This window comes from Pseudomonas sp. BJa3 (genome assembly GCF_026343815.1).
In the GTDB taxonomy this organism is placed as follows: domain Bacteria; phylum Pseudomonadota; class Gammaproteobacteria; order Pseudomonadales; family Pseudomonadaceae; genus Aquipseudomonas; species Aquipseudomonas soli.
Genome location: NZ_JAOXMC010000011.1, coordinates 168,076 through 183,083 on the forward strand (window position 1 = coordinate 168,076; position 15,008 = coordinate 183,083).

The 15,008-nt window shown below is 63.7% G+C and carries 18 protein-coding genes and 1 pseudogene; 18 read left to right on the plus strand and 1 reads right to left on the minus strand.

Annotated features, from left to right (window positions below):
• The first annotated feature begins 3 nt into the window (after window positions 1–3).
• From rpmF to OH705_RS15990, 11 genes are all read left to right on the plus strand, one after another.
• Window positions 4–186 carry a 50S ribosomal protein L32 gene (gene rpmF / locus OH705_RS15940; protein ID WP_008096416.1) on the plus strand — a complete coding sequence of 61 codons (183 nt, stop codon included), beginning with the start codon at window positions 4–6 and terminating at the stop codon, window positions 184–186.
• Between the two features lie 3 nt (window positions 187–189).
• The gene (plsX, locus tag OH705_RS15945; protein ID WP_267302516.1) at window positions 190–1,200 is read left to right on the plus strand and encodes a phosphate acyltransferase PlsX; all 1,011 of its coding nucleotides are present in this window, start codon (window positions 190–192) and stop codon (window positions 1,198–1,200) included.
• 226 nt (window positions 1,201–1,426) lie between these two features.
• Entirely contained in the window at window positions 1,427–2,365 is a 939-nt protein-coding gene (gene fabD / locus OH705_RS15950; RefSeq protein ID WP_023630497.1) for an ACP S-malonyltransferase, read from the plus strand.
• A gap of 16 nt (window positions 2,366–2,381) precedes the next feature.
• On the plus strand, window positions 2,382–3,122 hold the full coding sequence (gene fabG / locus OH705_RS15955; protein WP_023630496.1) for a 3-oxoacyl-ACP reductase FabG: 741 nt from the start codon (window positions 2,382–2,384) through the stop codon (window positions 3,120–3,122).
• 203 nt (window positions 3,123–3,325) lie between these two features.
• Window positions 3,326–3,562, plus strand: a complete 237-nt coding sequence (acpP, locus tag OH705_RS15960; protein ID WP_023630495.1) for an acyl carrier protein — start codon at window positions 3,326–3,328, stop codon at window positions 3,560–3,562.
• A gap of 154 nt (window positions 3,563–3,716) precedes the next feature.
• Entirely contained in the window at window positions 3,717–4,961 is a 1,245-nt protein-coding gene (fabF, locus tag OH705_RS15965) for a beta-ketoacyl-ACP synthase II (RefSeq protein ID WP_094010647.1), read from the plus strand.
• A complete protein-coding gene (gene pabC, locus OH705_RS15970; protein WP_267302517.1) occupies window positions 4,961–5,776 on the plus strand; it encodes an aminodeoxychorismate lyase in 816 nt (271 codons plus the stop codon). Before fabF ends, pabC begins: the two co-directional genes overlap by 1 nt.
• Window positions 5,777–5,779: 3 nt before the next feature.
• Window positions 5,780–6,955, plus strand: a complete 1,176-nt coding sequence (mltG, locus tag OH705_RS15975) for an endolytic transglycosylase MltG (RefSeq protein ID WP_104444238.1) — start codon at window positions 5,780–5,782, stop codon at window positions 6,953–6,955.
• Window positions 6,952–7,584: a dTMP kinase gene (tmk, locus tag OH705_RS15980; RefSeq protein WP_038705681.1), complete on the plus strand. Its 633-nt coding sequence runs from the start codon at window positions 6,952–6,954 to the stop codon at window positions 7,582–7,584. The genes mltG and tmk overlap by 4 nt, the downstream gene beginning before the upstream one ends.
• A complete protein-coding gene (locus tag OH705_RS15985) occupies window positions 7,577–8,563 on the plus strand; it encodes a DNA polymerase III subunit delta' (RefSeq protein WP_267302518.1) in 987 nt (328 codons plus the stop codon). The genes tmk and OH705_RS15985 overlap by 8 nt, the downstream gene beginning before the upstream one ends.
• 33 nt (window positions 8,564–8,596) lie before the next feature.
• Entirely contained in the window at window positions 8,597–9,379 is a 783-nt protein-coding gene (locus OH705_RS15990) for a TatD family hydrolase (RefSeq protein ID WP_094010642.1), read from the plus strand.
• Between the two features lie 338 nt (window positions 9,380–9,717).
• Here the strand turns inward: OH705_RS15990 and OH705_RS15995 are convergent.
• Window positions 9,718–10,046: pseudogene (locus tag OH705_RS15995) on the minus strand (aminotransferase class V-fold PLP-dependent enzyme); the annotation flags it as partial.
• Between the two features lie 160 nt (window positions 10,047–10,206).
• Between OH705_RS15995 and OH705_RS16000 the strand changes: the two are divergent.
• The 7 genes from OH705_RS16000 to OH705_RS16030 all read left to right on the plus strand — a co-directional run bounded on the left by OH705_RS16000 (window position 10,207) and on the right by OH705_RS16030 (window position 14,971).
• Complete coding sequence (locus tag OH705_RS16000; protein ID WP_023630645.1) at window positions 10,207–10,842, plus strand: TetR/AcrR family transcriptional regulator; 636 nt, start codon at window positions 10,207–10,209, stop codon at window positions 10,840–10,842.
• 129 nt (window positions 10,843–10,971) lie between these two features.
• Window positions 10,972–11,940, plus strand: a complete 969-nt coding sequence (locus OH705_RS16005) for a GTP 3',8-cyclase MoaA (protein WP_104444236.1) — start codon at window positions 10,972–10,974, stop codon at window positions 11,938–11,940.
• 66 nt (window positions 11,941–12,006) lie between these two features.
• Complete coding sequence (locus OH705_RS16010) at window positions 12,007–12,612, plus strand: DUF4823 domain-containing protein (RefSeq protein ID WP_267302519.1); 606 nt, start codon at window positions 12,007–12,009, stop codon at window positions 12,610–12,612.
• 11 nt (window positions 12,613–12,623) lie between these two features.
• On the plus strand, window positions 12,624–13,184 hold the full coding sequence (locus tag OH705_RS16015) for a DUF1285 domain-containing protein (RefSeq protein WP_023629098.1): 561 nt from the start codon (window positions 12,624–12,626) through the stop codon (window positions 13,182–13,184).
• 107 nt (window positions 13,185–13,291) lie between these two features.
• Entirely contained in the window at window positions 13,292–13,705 is a 414-nt protein-coding gene (locus OH705_RS16020) for a GFA family protein (RefSeq protein WP_023629099.1), read from the plus strand.
• Window positions 13,706–13,779: 74 nt separating this feature from the next.
• Window positions 13,780–14,118 (plus strand): FKBP-type peptidyl-prolyl cis-trans isomerase, encoded by a 339-nt coding sequence (locus tag OH705_RS16025; protein WP_023629100.1) that lies wholly within the window; start codon window positions 13,780–13,782, stop codon window positions 14,116–14,118.
• 190 nt (window positions 14,119–14,308) lie between these two features.
• Complete coding sequence (locus OH705_RS16030; protein ID WP_023629101.1) at window positions 14,309–14,971, plus strand: hypothetical protein; 663 nt, start codon at window positions 14,309–14,311, stop codon at window positions 14,969–14,971.
• The last annotated feature ends 37 nt before the right edge of the window (window positions 14,972–15,008 follow it).

Consider the following 15,008-nt stretch of genomic DNA (forward strand, 5'->3'; position numbering starts at 1 on the left):
ATTATGGCTGTTCAGCAGAACAAAAAATCCCGCTCTGCCCGTGACATGCGCCGTTCGCACGACGCCCTGTCGGAAAACGCCCTGTCCGTAGAGAAGAGCACCGGTGAAGTACACCTGCGTCACCACGTTTCGCCAGAAGGCGTATACCGTGGTCGCAAAGTGATCGACAAGGGCGCTGACGAGTAATCCTTGTCCGCTCAGATCATCGCGATCGACGCAATGGGCGGGGACTTCGGTCCCCGCAGCATTGTCCAGGCTAGCATTGCCTGCCTATCGGCTACCCCCTCGCTGCACCTGACCCTCGTCGGTCAACCCTCCCTCCTTGAAGATCTTGTCGGCGGCCTTGCGGCTGCGGATCGCGCGCGCCTGCAGATTGTCGCGGCCAGCGAAGTGATCAGCATGGACGAGCGGCCATCGCAGGCGTTGCGGGGCAAGCCGGACGCGTCGATGCGCATCGCCCTCGAACTGGTGCGTGATGGCAAGGCCCAGGCCTGCGTGAGTGCTGGCAATACCGGCGCGCTTATGGCCTTGTCGCGTTTCGTGCTCAAGACCTTGCCCGGTATCGATCGCCCGGCGATGGTGGCGGCGATCCCGACCCAGGCCGGCTACTGCCAGTTGCTTGATCTCGGCGCCAACGTCGACTGCAGCGCGGAAAACCTCTACCAGTTCGCCGTGATGGGCTCGGTGGCCGCCCAGGCCCTGGGCGTGCATCGGCCGCGTGTGGCGCTGCTCAATATCGGTACCGAGGACATCAAGGGCAACCAGCAGGTCAAGCTGGCCGCCAGCCTGTTGCAGAACGCCCGGGGGCTGAACTACATCGGTTTCGTCGAGGGTGACGGGCTGTACCGTGGCGAGGCGGACGTGGTGGTGTGCGACGGTTTCGTCGGCAATATCCTGCTCAAGTCCAGCGAAGGCCTGGCGACCATGATCGGTGCCCGTATCGAGGCGCTGTTCCGTGGCGGGCTGTTGGCGCGAGCCGCAGGTGCCCTGGCCTTGCCGCTGCTCAAGCGCCTGCAGGCCGACCTGGCGCCTGCGCGACACAATGGCGCGAGTTTCCTGGGATTGCAGGGCATTGTCATCAAGAGTCACGGCTCTGCGGGCGTGCAGGGCTTCCAAAGCGCGATCCAGCGTGCCTTGATCGAGATTCAGGAAAACCTGCCGCAGCGCCTGCATGGGCGTCTCGAAGACCTGTTGCCGTGATGTCGGCGTGGGCTTCATCGCGGATGAATCCGCTCCTGCGGGGGGTAGGTTCGCTTGTAGAAGCGGATTCATCCGCGATGCGGCCAAAACAGGTCTTAGGCATATCCGCGATGAAGTGCTTAAATGTGACCGCTTGGTCCGCCATTCCATCCAAGCTTTCAGATTGCGCGTCTGGCCCGCGGCCTGGCGCACCCTATCCGACGACAAGATCATAAGGGCTTGTTCAATGTCTGCATCCCTCGCATTCGTCTTTCCTGGTCAAGGTTCCCAGTCGCTGGGCATGCTCGCAGAGCTGGGCGCCGAAAAACCGGTAATCGTCGAGACCTTCAAGGAAGCGTCCGAGGCCCTGGGCTACGACCTGTGGAAACTGGTCCAGGAAGGCCCGGAAGAACAACTCAACCAGACCGACAAGACCCAGCCGGCCATTCTGACCGCCTCCATCGCCTTGTGGCGCCTGTGGCTGGAAGAGGGCGGTGCGCAGCCGGCTTTCGTCGCCGGGCACAGCCTGGGTGAATACAGCGCCCTGGTCGCCGCTGGCAGCCTGTCGCTGAAAGATGCCGTACGCCTGGTCGAGCGCCGTGGCCAGCTGATGCAGGAGGCCGTGCCTGCCGGCCATGGTGCCATGGCCGCCATCCTTGGCCTGGACGACGCCGTGGTGGTCGAGATTTGCGCCGAAGCCGCCGAAGACGAAGTGGTCAGCGCGGTGAACTTCAACTCGCCGGGCCAAGTGGTCATCGCCGGCAACAAGGCTGCGGTCGATCGTGCCATCGAGCTGTGCAAGGCCAAGGGCGCCAAGCGTGCCCTGCCATTGGCGGTCAGCGTGCCATCGCACTGCGCCCTGATGAAGCCGGCCGCCGAGCGCTTCGCCGAGTCGGTCAACGCCATCGAATGGAAAGCGCCGCAGATCCCGGTGGTGCAGAACGTCACCGCGGCCATCGCCGCCGACCTCGATGCCCTCAAGCAAGACCTGCTGGCGCAGCTGTACCAGCCGGTACGCTGGGTCGAGTGCGTGCAGGCGCTGGCCGAGCGCGGTGCGGTGAACCTGGTCGAATGCGGCCCGGGCAAGGTCCTGGCTGGCCTGAACAAGCGTTGCGCCGACGGCGTGACCACCTACAACCTCAACACCCCAGACGCTGTCGCCGCCACCCGTGCGGCGCTGGCCTGAATTCGGAGAAGCTTGCATGAGCCTGCAAGGTAAAGTTGCACTGGTCACCGGCGCCAGCCGTGGTATCGGCCAGGCCATCGCCCTCGAGCTGGGCCGCCAGGGCGCTACCGTGATCGGTACCGCCACCACCGCTTCCGGTGCCGAGCGCATTGCCGCCACCCTGAAAGAGCACGGCATCAACGGTACCGGCCTTGAGCTGAACGTCACCAGCGCCGAGTCCGTGGATGCGGTGCTGGGCGCCATCGGCGAGCAGTTCGGCGCGCCGGCCATCCTGGTCAACAACGCCGGCATCACCCGCGACAACCTGATGCTGCGCATGAAGGACGATGAGTGGTTCGATGTGATCGACACCAACCTCAACAGCCTCTACCGTCTGTCCAAGGGCGTGCTGCGCGGCATGACCAAGGCCCGTTGGGGCCGTATCATCAGCATCGGTTCGGTGGTGGGTGCCATGGGCAACGCCGGCCAGGCCAACTACGCCGCCGCCAAGGCAGGCCTGGAAGGCTTCAGCCGTGCCCTGGCCCGCGAAGTGGGCTCACGTGGTATCACCGTCAACTCGGTGACCCCGGGCTTCATCGACACCGACATGACCCGCGAACTGCCCGAAGCGCAGCGCGAGGCCCTGCAGAAAGAGATTCCGCTGGGCCGCCTGGGCCAGGCCGAGGAAATCGCGAAAGTGGTTTCCTTCCTGGCTTCCGACGGCGCAGCCTATGTCACCGGTGCCACCGTGCCGGTGAACGGCGGGATGTACATGTAAAACCGCAACTCAATGTGACGGATTGCTTCAAAAAAGAGTCATACTCCGAGCCTAAAATCCGTTATAAAGCTGCAACCAGATTCCGGGCAGAGGGCCCGGTGACTTGGTGGAAGGCGCGTTACGCTTGAAAAGCAGGCGTCTTCCTATAAACTTGGTCACCGGCCAGCTACCTGACATATGTCCATTAGGAGTGAAAACTAGGTATGAGCACCATCGAAGAACGCGTCAAGAAAATCGTCGCCGAGCAACTGGGCGTCAAGGAAGATGAAGTCAAGAACGAATCTTCCTTCGTTGAGGACCTGGGTGCCGATTCGCTTGACACTGTTGAGCTGGTGATGGCTCTGGAAGAGGAATTCGAGACCGAAATCCCTGACGAAGAAGCCGAGAAGATCACTACCGTTCAAGCTGCCATCGACTACGTCAACGCCCACCAGGCCTAAGACGCTGTAGTCGACGCTTCTTGTCGGGAAAAACCGCACTGCCTTTGCCGGCGTGCGGTTTTTTCTTTGCGAGAGCCGGGGTTTGCTGCCATTCCATTCGCCATGGCAAGTGCACTGGCAAGAGACTCTGTTATTTGGAAATGAGGAGAGTACTGTGTCGCGTAGACGCGTCGTGGTCACTGGTATGGGTATGCTGTCGCCACTGGGTACCGATGTACCGAGCACCTGGCAGGGCATTCTGGCTGGCCGCAGTGGCATTGGTCCGATCGAACATACGGATCTGTCTGCCTACTCCACCCGTTTTGGCGGCTCGGTGAAGGGCTTCGAGGTCGGGCAGTATCTTGATCAGAAAGAAGCCCGCAAGCTGGACCTGTTTATTCAGTACGGCCTGGCGGCCGGTTTCCAGGCAGTGCGCAATGCCGGGCTGGAAGTCACCGATGCCAACCGTGAACGCATCGGCGTGGCCATGGGCTCGGGTATCGGTGGTCTGACCAACATCGAAGAAACCAGCAAGATCTTGCACGAGAAGGGGCCGCGTCGTATCTCACCGTTCTTCGTGCCAGGCTCGATCATCAACATGATCTCGGGTTTCCTGTCGATTCACCTGGGTGCGCAGGGGCCGAATTACGCCATTGCCACCGCCTGCACCACCGGTACCCACTGCATCGGCATGGCCGCGCGTAATATCGCCTACGGTGAAGCCGACGTGATGATCGCCGGTGGCGCCGAGATGGCCGCCTGCGGCCTGGGCATGGGCGGTTTCGGTGCCTCCCGGGCACTGTCCACCCGCAACGATGAGCCGACCCGCGCCAGCCGTCCCTGGGACAAGGGCCGTGACGGCTTCGTGCTGTCCGATGGCGCCGGCGCCCTGGTGCTCGAAGAGCTTGAGCACGCCAAGGCCCGCGGCGCGACCATCTACGCCGAGCTGGTCGGTTTCGGCATGAGCGGTGACGCCTACCATATGACCTCGCCACCCGATTCCGGCGAAGGCGCCGCCCGTTGCATGGCCAACGCCCTGCGCGATGCCGGTATCCAGCCGCAAGAGGTCAGCTATATCAACGCCCACGGCACCTCGACGCCGGCTGGCGACGTGGCTGAAGTGGCTGCGATCAAGCGGGTGTTCGGCGAGCATGCCTACAAGCTGGCAGTCAGTTCGACCAAATCGATGACTGGCCACCTGCTCGGCGCCGCTGGTGCGGTGGAGGCGATCTTCAGCGTCCTGGCGATCAACAGCCAGACGGCGCCGCCGACCATCAACCTGGATGAGCCGGACGAAGGCTGCGACCTGGACTTCGTGCCGCACCAGGCGCGTAGCATGCCGATCGACGTGGTGCTGTCCAACTCCTTCGGCTTTGGCGGGACCAACGGTTCGCTGGTGTTCCGCCGGTTCGCCGGCTGATGCTCAGCTGGATCGATGGCCAGGACGCGGCTGCGGTCAATCTGCAGAACCGTGGCCTGGCCTACGGCGATGGCCTGTTCGAGACCATCGCCGTGCGCGGCGGCAGGCCCAGCCTGCTCGCGCAGCATCTCGACCGCCTGGCGCTGGGATGCCAGCGCCTGGCGATCGAAGCCGACCTGACGCTGGTTCGCAATGAACTGTTGCAATTCGCCCGGCAACTGGGCGAAGGCGTCGCCAAGCTGATCCTGACCCGTGGCGACAGCCAGCGCGGCTATGCCCCGCTGGCCGGCGCGCAGGCACGGCGTATCCTGCAAGGCGGCCCCTTGCCGGCCTACCCGGCGCAGCATGCCGAGGTCGGCGTGCGGCTGTTCCCCTGTGAGACGCGCCTTGCGGAACAACCGCTGCTGGCCGGGCTCAAACACCTCAACCGCCTCGAGCAGGTGCTGGCCCGTGCCGAATGGCAGGACAGCGCGTTTGCCGAAGGTTTGATGCGTGACGGCCAAGGGCGGTTGATCGAAGGGGTGTACAGCAACCTGTTCCTGGTGCGTGACGGTGCATTGTTCACCGCCGACCTGAGCCGTTGCGGCGTGGCCGGGGTGATGCGCGCGGCATTGCTGGAACAGGCTGCGCTGCTGGGTATCCCTACGCAGGTGCGGGACTTGCCGATGGAGGCGCTGGAGCAAGCCGACGAGGTATTCGTCTGCAACAGTGTCTACGGCATTTGGCCCGTGCGTGAATTCGCCGCGCTGAACTGGCCGGCAGGGCCGCTCACCCGTAAACTGCAGGCCGTTGCCCGTACGTTACTGGATACCTGATTCGTGAGACGCAAATTCCTGCTGCTGCTGGAAATGAGCTTGATCCTCGCCGGCCTGGCACTGGGCTGGGCCGCCTGGAAAGTCAACTCGGTCCTGGAGCAGCCGCTGCAAGTGGCCCAGGAGCGCATGCTCGATGTGCCCAATGGCACGACGCCAAACCGCATGTTCTATCGGATGCAGGGCGAAGGCCTGCTTGATGACCCTCTGTGGCTGCGCCTGTACTGGCGTTTCAACATGGCCGGCACGGCATTGCATACAGGTGAATATCGCCTGACCCCGGGCATGACCGTGGGGCAGTTGTTCGACGCCTGGAAGCGTGGCGATGTGGTGCAGTACAACCTCACCCTGGTCGAGGGCTGGACCTTCCGCCAGGTGCGTGCCGCGGTGGCGAAACATGAAAAGCTCAAGCACACCCTCGAAGGCCTGTCCGATACCGAGGTGATGGACAAGCTTGGTCATACCGGCGTGTTCCCCGAGGGCCGTTTCTTCCCTGATACCTATCGCTTCGTGCGCGGCATGAGCGATGTCGAGCTGTTGCAGCAGGCCTACATGCGCCTGGACGAAGTGCTGGCCAAGGAATGGGCCGAGCGCAGCACCGACCTGCCGTATCGCGACCCGTACCAGGCGCTGATCATGGCCTCGCTGGTGGAGAAGGAAACCGGCATTCCCCAGGAACGCGGGCAGATCGCCGGGGTGTTCGTGCGGCGCATGCGCCTGGGCATGATGCTGCAGACCGACCCCACCGTCATCTACGGCATGGGCGAGCGCTACAACGGCAAGATCACCCGCGCCGACCTGCGTGAGCCGACGCCCTACAACACCTACACCATGACCGGCCTGCCGCCGACGCCGATCGCCATGGTCGGGCGCGAGGCAATCCATGCCGCGCTGAACCCAAGTGATGGCTCGAGCTTGTACTTCGTCGCCCGTGGCGACGGCAGCCATGTGTTTTCCGATGACCTGGACGATCACAACAGCGCGGTGCGTGAGTTCCAGATCAAGCGGCGGGCGGATTATCGTTCGAGCCCTGCGCCGCAGGCCGAACCGACAACGCCCGAACCGCAGACGACTCCTGAAGCGGCACCTGCGCCCGCACCTGAAAGCGACGCGCCGGCCCCCACCGATGAATCCGCGCCGGCTGATACGTCGGTGCCAGAAGACCCTAAGGAACGCTCGTGAGCGGTTTGTTTATCACCCTGGAAGGCCCCGAAGGCGCGGGCAAGAGCACCAATCGTGAGTATCTGGCAGCGCGCCTGCGCGAGCAGGGCGCCGATGTGGTCATGACCCGCGAGCCCGGCGGCACGCCGTTGGCCGAGCGCATCCGTGAACTGCTGCTGGCGCCGAGCGAGGAGCGCATGGCGGTCGACACCGAGCTGCTGCTGATGTTCGCCGCTCGCGCCCAGCACCTGGCCGAAGTGATCCGCCCGGCGCTGGCCCGTGGTGCCGTGGTGCTGTGCGATCGGTTCACCGACGCCACCTACGCCTACCAGGGCGGCGGCCGCGGTCTTTCGGTAGAGCGTATCGCCATCCTGGAGAGTTTTGTGCAGGGCGAGCTGCGCCCGGACCTCACCCTGGTCTTCGACCTGCCCGTGGAGGTCGGCCTGGCCCGCGCGGCAGCCCGTGGCCGGCTGGATCGCTTCGAGCAGGAGGGCCAGGCCTTCTTCGAGGCGGTGCGCCAGGCCTACCTGCAGCGCGCAGGCCAGCAGCCACAGCGCTATCGCCTGCTGGACGCCGCGCAGCCCTTGAGCGCGGTGCAACAGGCCATCGACGCCCTGGTGCCGGGCATCCTGGAGCGTTGCCGTGGCTGAGGCCTACCCTTGGCAGCAGGCTCTCTGGCAGCAACTGGCCGGGCGTGCCCAGCACGCCCACGCCTACCTGCTGCACGGCCCCCGGGGCATCGGCAAGCGGGCCCTGGCCGAGCGCCTGATGGCGCGGCTGTTGTGCCAGCAGCCACAGGGCCTGGATGCCTGCGGCCAGTGCAAGTCGTGCCTGTTGCTCAAGGCCGGCAGCCACCCGGACAACTTCGTGCTGGAGCCGGAGGAGGCCGACAAGCCGATCAAGATCGACCAGGTCCGCGAACTGGTGTCGTTCGTGGTGCAGACCGCCCAGCAGGGTGGGCGCAAGGTGGTGCTGATCGAGCCGGTGGAGGCGATGAACATCAATGCCTCCAACGCCTTGCTCAAAAGCCTGGAGGAGCCCTCCGGCGATACCGTGCTGTTGCTGGTCAGCCATCAGCCCAGCCGCCTGCTGCCGACCATCAAGAGTCGCTGCCAGCAGGTCGCCTGCCCGCAGCCAAGCCTGGCGCAGAGTCGTGCCTGGCTGGCTGGGGCGCTCGAAGGCAGCGATGAGCAGGAGCGCGAAGAGTTGCTGACCCTGGCCGCGGGTTCGCCACTGATGGCGGTCAGCTTGCAGGCCCAGGGCGTGCTTGAGCAGCGGGCGCTGGTTACCGAAGGGGTGAAGAAGTTGCTCAAGCAGCAGCAGTCGCCTACCCAGCTGGCCGAAGCCTGGAACACGGTGCCCTTGTTGCTGCTGTTCGACTGGTTCTGCGACTGGTCGCACTTGATCCTGCGTTATCAGTTGACCCAGGACGAAGAGGGTTTAGGCTTGCCTGACATGCGCAAGGTGTTGCAGTACCTGGCGCAGAAGAGCCGGCAGGCCAAGGTGCTCGAGGTCCAGGCGTGGATTCTCGAGCAGCGCCAGAAGGTGCTGGGCAAGGCCAACCTCAATCGTGTACTGCTGCTCGAAGCGTTGCTCGCCCACTGGGTGCAGCTGCCGGGCATGCGTTGATTTCCACCGTTTCCTAATGTGTGTCGTGTTCCCATGCTCGTAGATTCCCATTGCCACCTCGACCGTCTCGATCTCAGTGCCCACCAGGGTTCCCTCGACACCGCCCTGCAGGCGGCCCGCGAGCGTGGGGTAGGGCATTTCCTGTGCATCGGCGTCAGTGCCGAGAATGCCGGTGCGGTCAAGGCGTTGAGCGAGCGTTACGCCGATGTCGACTGCTCGGTGGGCGTGCACCCGCTCGACCTGGCGCCCGGTGAGACCCCGGCCCTGGAGTGGCTGTTGCGTGAACTGGCCCATCCGCATGTGGTGGCCATTGGCGAAACGGGCCTGGACTACCACTATGAGCCGGAAGCCGCCGAGTTGCAGCAGGCTTCGTTCCGCCTGCACCTGGAAGCCTCCCGGCAGACCGGCAAGCCGGTCATCGTGCACACCCGTGCGGCCCGCGAGGACACCCTGGCGCTGCTGCGCGAGGCCGGCCTGCCCCAGGCCGGCGTGCTGCATTGCTTCACCGAGGACTGGCCGATGGCCAAGGCCGCGCTGGACCTGGGTTACTACATCTCGTTGTCCGGCATTGTCACGTTCCGCAATGCCGATGCCCTGCGCGAGGTGGCCCGGCAGGTGCCGGTGGATCGCCTGCTGGTGGAGACCGACTCGCCGTACCTGGCGCCGATTCCGCATCGCGGCAAGCCGAACCTGCCGCAGTACGTGCGGGAAGTGGCCGAGTACGTGGCGTCGTTGCGTGGGGTGAGCTATGAGCAGTTGGCCGAGCAGACCACCGAGAACTTCAAGCGCTTGTTCCCACTGGCGCGGGTGGCCTGAAGATTTCACCCCCCAAAAAAGCTTGAGGCCCGGATAAAAAAAACCCGGGTTCTGGGGGGGGAATCCGGGTTAAGACCATTAGGAGTAAAACAAAGGTACACGGTCCCTGGGCACCTTTATCGGCGCGCCACTTGGGGGGGATGTGCCGCGCCAACACTTCAAGTATTGGCCAGGATTGGCGCGCTGCCAGCGGCTGTTGATCGTTTTTTAAACAGATTTGGAATACGTTCGCAGCCCCTTGCGCGATCAATGCATTGACAATTGGCGAACCTGGCGCAGTACTTCGTCGATCAGGCGCTGGCTGGTATAGAAATGTGGGGAAAACCGCACGCTAGGACCAGCAGCGACAGGCTCGCCTCCAGCGTGCAGGCGCCGAGCATGTTCGGGCATGTCGCATGCCAAGCGTCGCGCGCTGCGTGCCGGTAGCCACTCGCGGCGCTCGAAGTTGCCGAGGTGGTCCAGCATATGCCAGCCGTAGGCGTGCAGTTTCAACTGCCTGCGCAGTTCGCCACGGCAAAGGAACACGCCCAGCCCCCTCTGGGCCGAGCATCCACTTGTGGCCGTCGGCCATGGCGAAGTCGCACTGATAACGCTCTACATTGAAGGGCAGGGCGCCCGCCTGCTGGACCGCGTGTATGCACAGTAGAACGCCGCGCTGGCGGCAGGCGGCCCGCCGTGGCCAGGGGCCGATTGCCGCGTAGTTCAGGTAACACAGGCCCGGCGCCTGCTCGAACTCATCAAGAAACACAGACATGGTTGGAAGATCCGTGCATTTTGCCGCCAGTTAGGCATAATAATCCGCTTCGATTGTCATCCCAGTCCTTCTTATGCAGAAAGAACCTCGCAAGGTCCGTGAGTTTCGCCGTCGCGAACAAGAGATCCTCGACACGGCGCTCAAGCTGTTTCTCGAACAAGGTGAAGACAGCGTCACCGTCGAGATGATCGCCGACGCCGTGGGCATCGGCAAAGGCACGATCTACAAGCACTTCAAGTCCAAGGCGGAGATCTACCTGCGCCTGATGCTCGACTACGAGCGCGACCTGAACGCGCTGCTGCACTCGGCTGACGTCGACCGCGACAAGGAGGCCCTGTCGCGCGCCTACTTCGAGTTCCGCATGCGTGACCCGCAGCGTTACCGGCTGTTCGACCGCCTGGAAGAAAAGGTGGTCAAGGGCAACCAGGTGCCGGAAATGGTCGAGCAGTTGCACAGCATCCGTGCCTCCAACTTCGACCGCCTCACGCAATTGATCAAGGGGCGCATCAGCGAGGGCAAGCTCGAGGACGTGCCGCCTTACTTCCATTATTGCGCGGCCTGGGCCCTGGTCCATGGCGCCGTGGCGCTGTATCACTCGCCGTTCTGGAGCAACGTGCTCGAGGACCAGGAGGGCTTCTTCCAGTTCCTCATGGACATCGGCGTGCGCATGGGCAACAAGCGCAAGCGCGATCCGGAAGGCGCGAACTAAAGGTGTTCCCCCGATGCCTGTCGACCTTCGCCAGGCATCCTCGCTTCATGGCTTCGACAGGAAGGCTTGCAAAAACCTGATTTTTGAGTCAGGTTTTGCCGGCCCGATTCATCCATGCCGGAGTCATCCATGATCGTCGATCGTCAAGGCAGGCGCTTTCGCAACCTGCGCGTCAGCCTGACTGCTGCCTGCAACTATGCCTGCACCTACTGCGTGCCTGACGGCAAGCGCCTGGTGGCGGCGCAGGACGAGCTTACGGCGGATGCCCTGGCCCGCGGCGTGGCGTACCTGGTCGAGGCGGCCGGGGTGGAGCGGCTGCGCATTACTGGTGGCGAGCCGCTGGTGAGCCCGCGCCTGGAGGCCTTCCTCGGCGCGGTGGCCGGGTTGGGGCTCGAAGACATCAGCCTGACCACCAACGGCCAGTTGCTCGCCCGCAAGCTCCCGCTGCTGCGCGACGCAGGTATCCGCCGGCTCAACGTCTCGCTCGACACCCTCGATGCCACGGCCTTTCGCCGCATCGCCCGCGGCGGCGACCTGGCCAGCGTGCTGGCGGGCATGGCCCAGGCCAGTGACGCGGGGATGGCGATCAAGGTCAACATGGTGCCCATGCGTGGGCAGAATCTCGACCAGGTGCTGCCGCTGCTCGACTACTGCCTCGCGCGCGGCTACGAGCTGCGCTTCATCGAGCTGATGCGCATGGGCCACCTGGCGCGTGATGGCAACGCCTTCCTGCAGCAATTCGTAGGCCTGGAACAACTGCTGGCGCTGATCGGGCAGTCCCATGCCTATGAACAGGCGCCACGCCCGTTGGATGCCACGGCCTTGCGCTATAGCATTCCCGGCAAAGGTCATTTCGGGGTGATCGCCAACGAGAGCGTGCCATTCTGCCGCAGTTGTTCGCGCCTGCGCCTGTCGTCCACCGGCTGGCTGCATGGTTGCCTGTCGTCGAGTAACCGTCATTTTGTCGGTGACCTGCTCGACAAGCCCCGTCATCAAGCGCTTCCTGCATTGCAGCGGCTACTGGTGAAGGCCCTGGCAGACAAGCAGGAGGTGGCATTTTCCGGCGATGTGATGGTGATGAAAGTGATCGGCGGCTGACTCTGGCGCAAAAGCTGCATCCTGCGGCTATTCGCCGGTTTTTCGTCACCGGTTTCTGGAGGAAAGATGCGTAGCCTGGTCTTGCTGCTGGCGCTGATGGCGTTGGGCGGCTGCATGAATGTCAGCGATATGGGCGAGGGCGTCCGTTACCACATGAGTGATGCGGGCCTGCTGGATCACAGCAACACCACCCGTACCCTGTCGATCCGCTTGCAGCCCGATTCGTTCATCTTCATCGGCCAGGGCGCCTTCGTGCCTCCGGGCAAGGGGCCTGTGCCACGGCAGAACGCAGTGGCCGAGGAGGCCTTCAAGAGTTTCGTCGAGTACTTCCCGCTGGTGCGGCGTGCCCAAGGCCCCCTGGGGCTTGAGGACGCGATCGCCGAAGCCCGTTCGGTCGGCGCCGATTACGTGCTGTACACCCGTTTCGCGCGCACCGACGACCGTATCGGCAACGGTGACGAATGGTATGACGAGCAGGCCGTCGACCGCTTGGGCTGGGACCGTGGCGTGGTACAGATGATGCTGATCGAGACCAGCACCCGTTATCTGATCGACACGGCCAGGATCAAGAGTCGCGGCGGTTTGTTGACGTTCCACGATAACACGCCACAGGATTTGCTTGCCGCGCCAATGCGCGAGTACGCTCGTAGCCTCCTGGGCATGAGCAACTGAGCGAGCGAGTCATGAGCGATTCCGGCAAGGCCAGCGATCTGCTGGCGCAGATCCCCGCGCACAAGGGGCTACCCCCGGTGCACCTGTGGAATCCGGATTTCTGCGGCGACATCGACATGCGCATCGCGCGTGACGGTACCTGGTACTACCTGGGCACGCCGATCGGCCGCAAGCCGATGGTGCGGCTGTTCTCCAGCATCATTCGCCGCGATGGCGACGACTACTTCCTGGTCACGCCGGTGGAGAAGGTCGGTATCACGGTGGATGATGCGCCGTTTGTGGCTGTGTTGCTCGACGTGCAGGGCAGTGGCGAGCAGCAGGTCTTGCGCTTCACCAGCAACGTCGAGGACCAGGTCGAGGCCGGGCCGGAGCATCCGCTGCGGGTCGAGCTCGATCCGGTCACCCAAGAGCCTTCGCCCTATGTGCTGATGCGCGGCAATCTCGAGGCGCTGGTCCATCGCAACGTGTTCTACCAGCTGGTCGAACTGGCGGTGCCGCGCGAGATCGACGGGGAGGAGTGGCTTGGGGTTTGGAGCCGGGGCACGTTCTATCCGATTGGGCGTGCTGCCTGACGATGGCGTTGTCGGGGCCGTCCAGCCCCATCGACACGCGTTTTTGCTCTTGACCGGCCGGACTCTATACTCCAAGTCCCCAAGAACAACAGCAAGGAGCCCGGGCCATGTCACTGGAAAAGCAAGGCAGTTGCCTTTGCGGCAAAACCCGACTGAGTGTCAAACTCGAGGATAACCATGTCAGCGCTTGCCATTGCAGCATGTGCCGCAAATGGACCGGCGGCCCGCTGCTGGCAGTGCAATGCACCGAGCCCCCAGCCATCGAAGGCCCGACCCCCATCGCCTATGACTCCTCTCCCTGGGCCCAGCGCGGCTTCTGCGGCCATTGCGGCACGCATCTGTTCTACCGCCTGAAAGAGAGCGACATGTACGTCGTACCGGTCGGCCTGCTTGATGGCGAGGGTGACTGGCGCTTTACCGAGCAGATATTCGTCGACGAACAGCCCGCCTGGTATTGCTTCAAGAACGAGACCAGCAACCTCACCGGTCAACAGGTCTACGATCAGTTCGCCCCTACCTGACACGGTCCGTCTTGCCAAACCTGCGCATTCCTGAGAAAACGGCGGCCACGAAAAACCGTTTCGAGGAACCTGCCATGAGCAGTGAACTGCAAGTCATCGATCTACAGGAAGGCGACGGCAAGGCCGTGGTCAAGGGTGCGCTGATCACCACCCAGTACCGCGGCACCCTGGCCGACGGCAGCGAGTTCGATTCCTCATGGGCGCGTGGCAAGCCGTTCCAGTGCGTCATCGGTACCGGGCGGGTGATCAAGGGCTGGGACCAGGGCCTGATGGGCATGCGCGTGGGTGGCAAGCGCAAGCTGCAGGTACCGGCGCACCTGGGTTATGGCGAACGCTCGGTCGGTGCGATTCCGCCGAATTCGGACCTTACCTTCGAGATCGAATTGCTGGAAGTACTGACCCGCGACGACTGAACCGCGCGCAATAATTCAGCAACACCGATGCGCTAAGGTACTGATTGTCCAGGGAAGGTATGTGCAGTCAGGGAGGAACCAAACGGGCCGTAGGCACTCTGAGCCTCACTCGCTGCCAAGGATGGCGATCACGACAGGGACATGTGGCGGGGCAACCCGATATCCAGTGCCGCATAGAGTCCGCCCTGTTATGAAGCTGCCAGCTTTCCTTCGCCGTCGCCGCCACCTGTTGTTGAGCCTGACGCTTGTTGCCGCCGCCGTGCCGCTGGCCCTGGATGTGGTCGAGAGCCGGGCGCAGCCGGTCGACGGGACCCAGACCCTGGTATTCCTGCGCCACGCCGAGAAACCCGGCGAGGGCCTCGGGCAGTTGAACTGCCAGGGTCTGAACCGCGCCCTGGATCTGGCCACCCTGTTGCCCGAGCGTTTCGGCGATGCCGACTACGTCTTCGCCGCCAACCCTTCACGAGGTGTCGAGGAGGGCAGCCAGGACGAGCGCTACAGCTACATCCGTCCGCTGATGACCATCAGCCCCGCCGCCATCCGCCTCGGTTTACCGGTCAATATCGACTACGGCGCCAATGATACAGCCGCGCTGGCCGACGAACTGCTCAGTGACAAGTATCGCAATGCGACGGTCTACACGGCCTGGTCCCGGGGGTATCTGCCCGAGCTGATCAACACCGTGGCCGGCAAGGCCCTGGGCGAAGACCGGGTGCTCACCGAGGACTGGCATCGCGACGATTTCGACTCCCTGTACGTGCTGACGCTGACCTGGCGCGATGGCAAGGCGACCCTGCTCAGCCGTAACGTGCGTCAGGGCCTGGATAACGGCGAGCCTGGCTGCCCGACCTGACCTGCTGTTACTGTCTGGCTTTCTGGGCTGGGCAGGG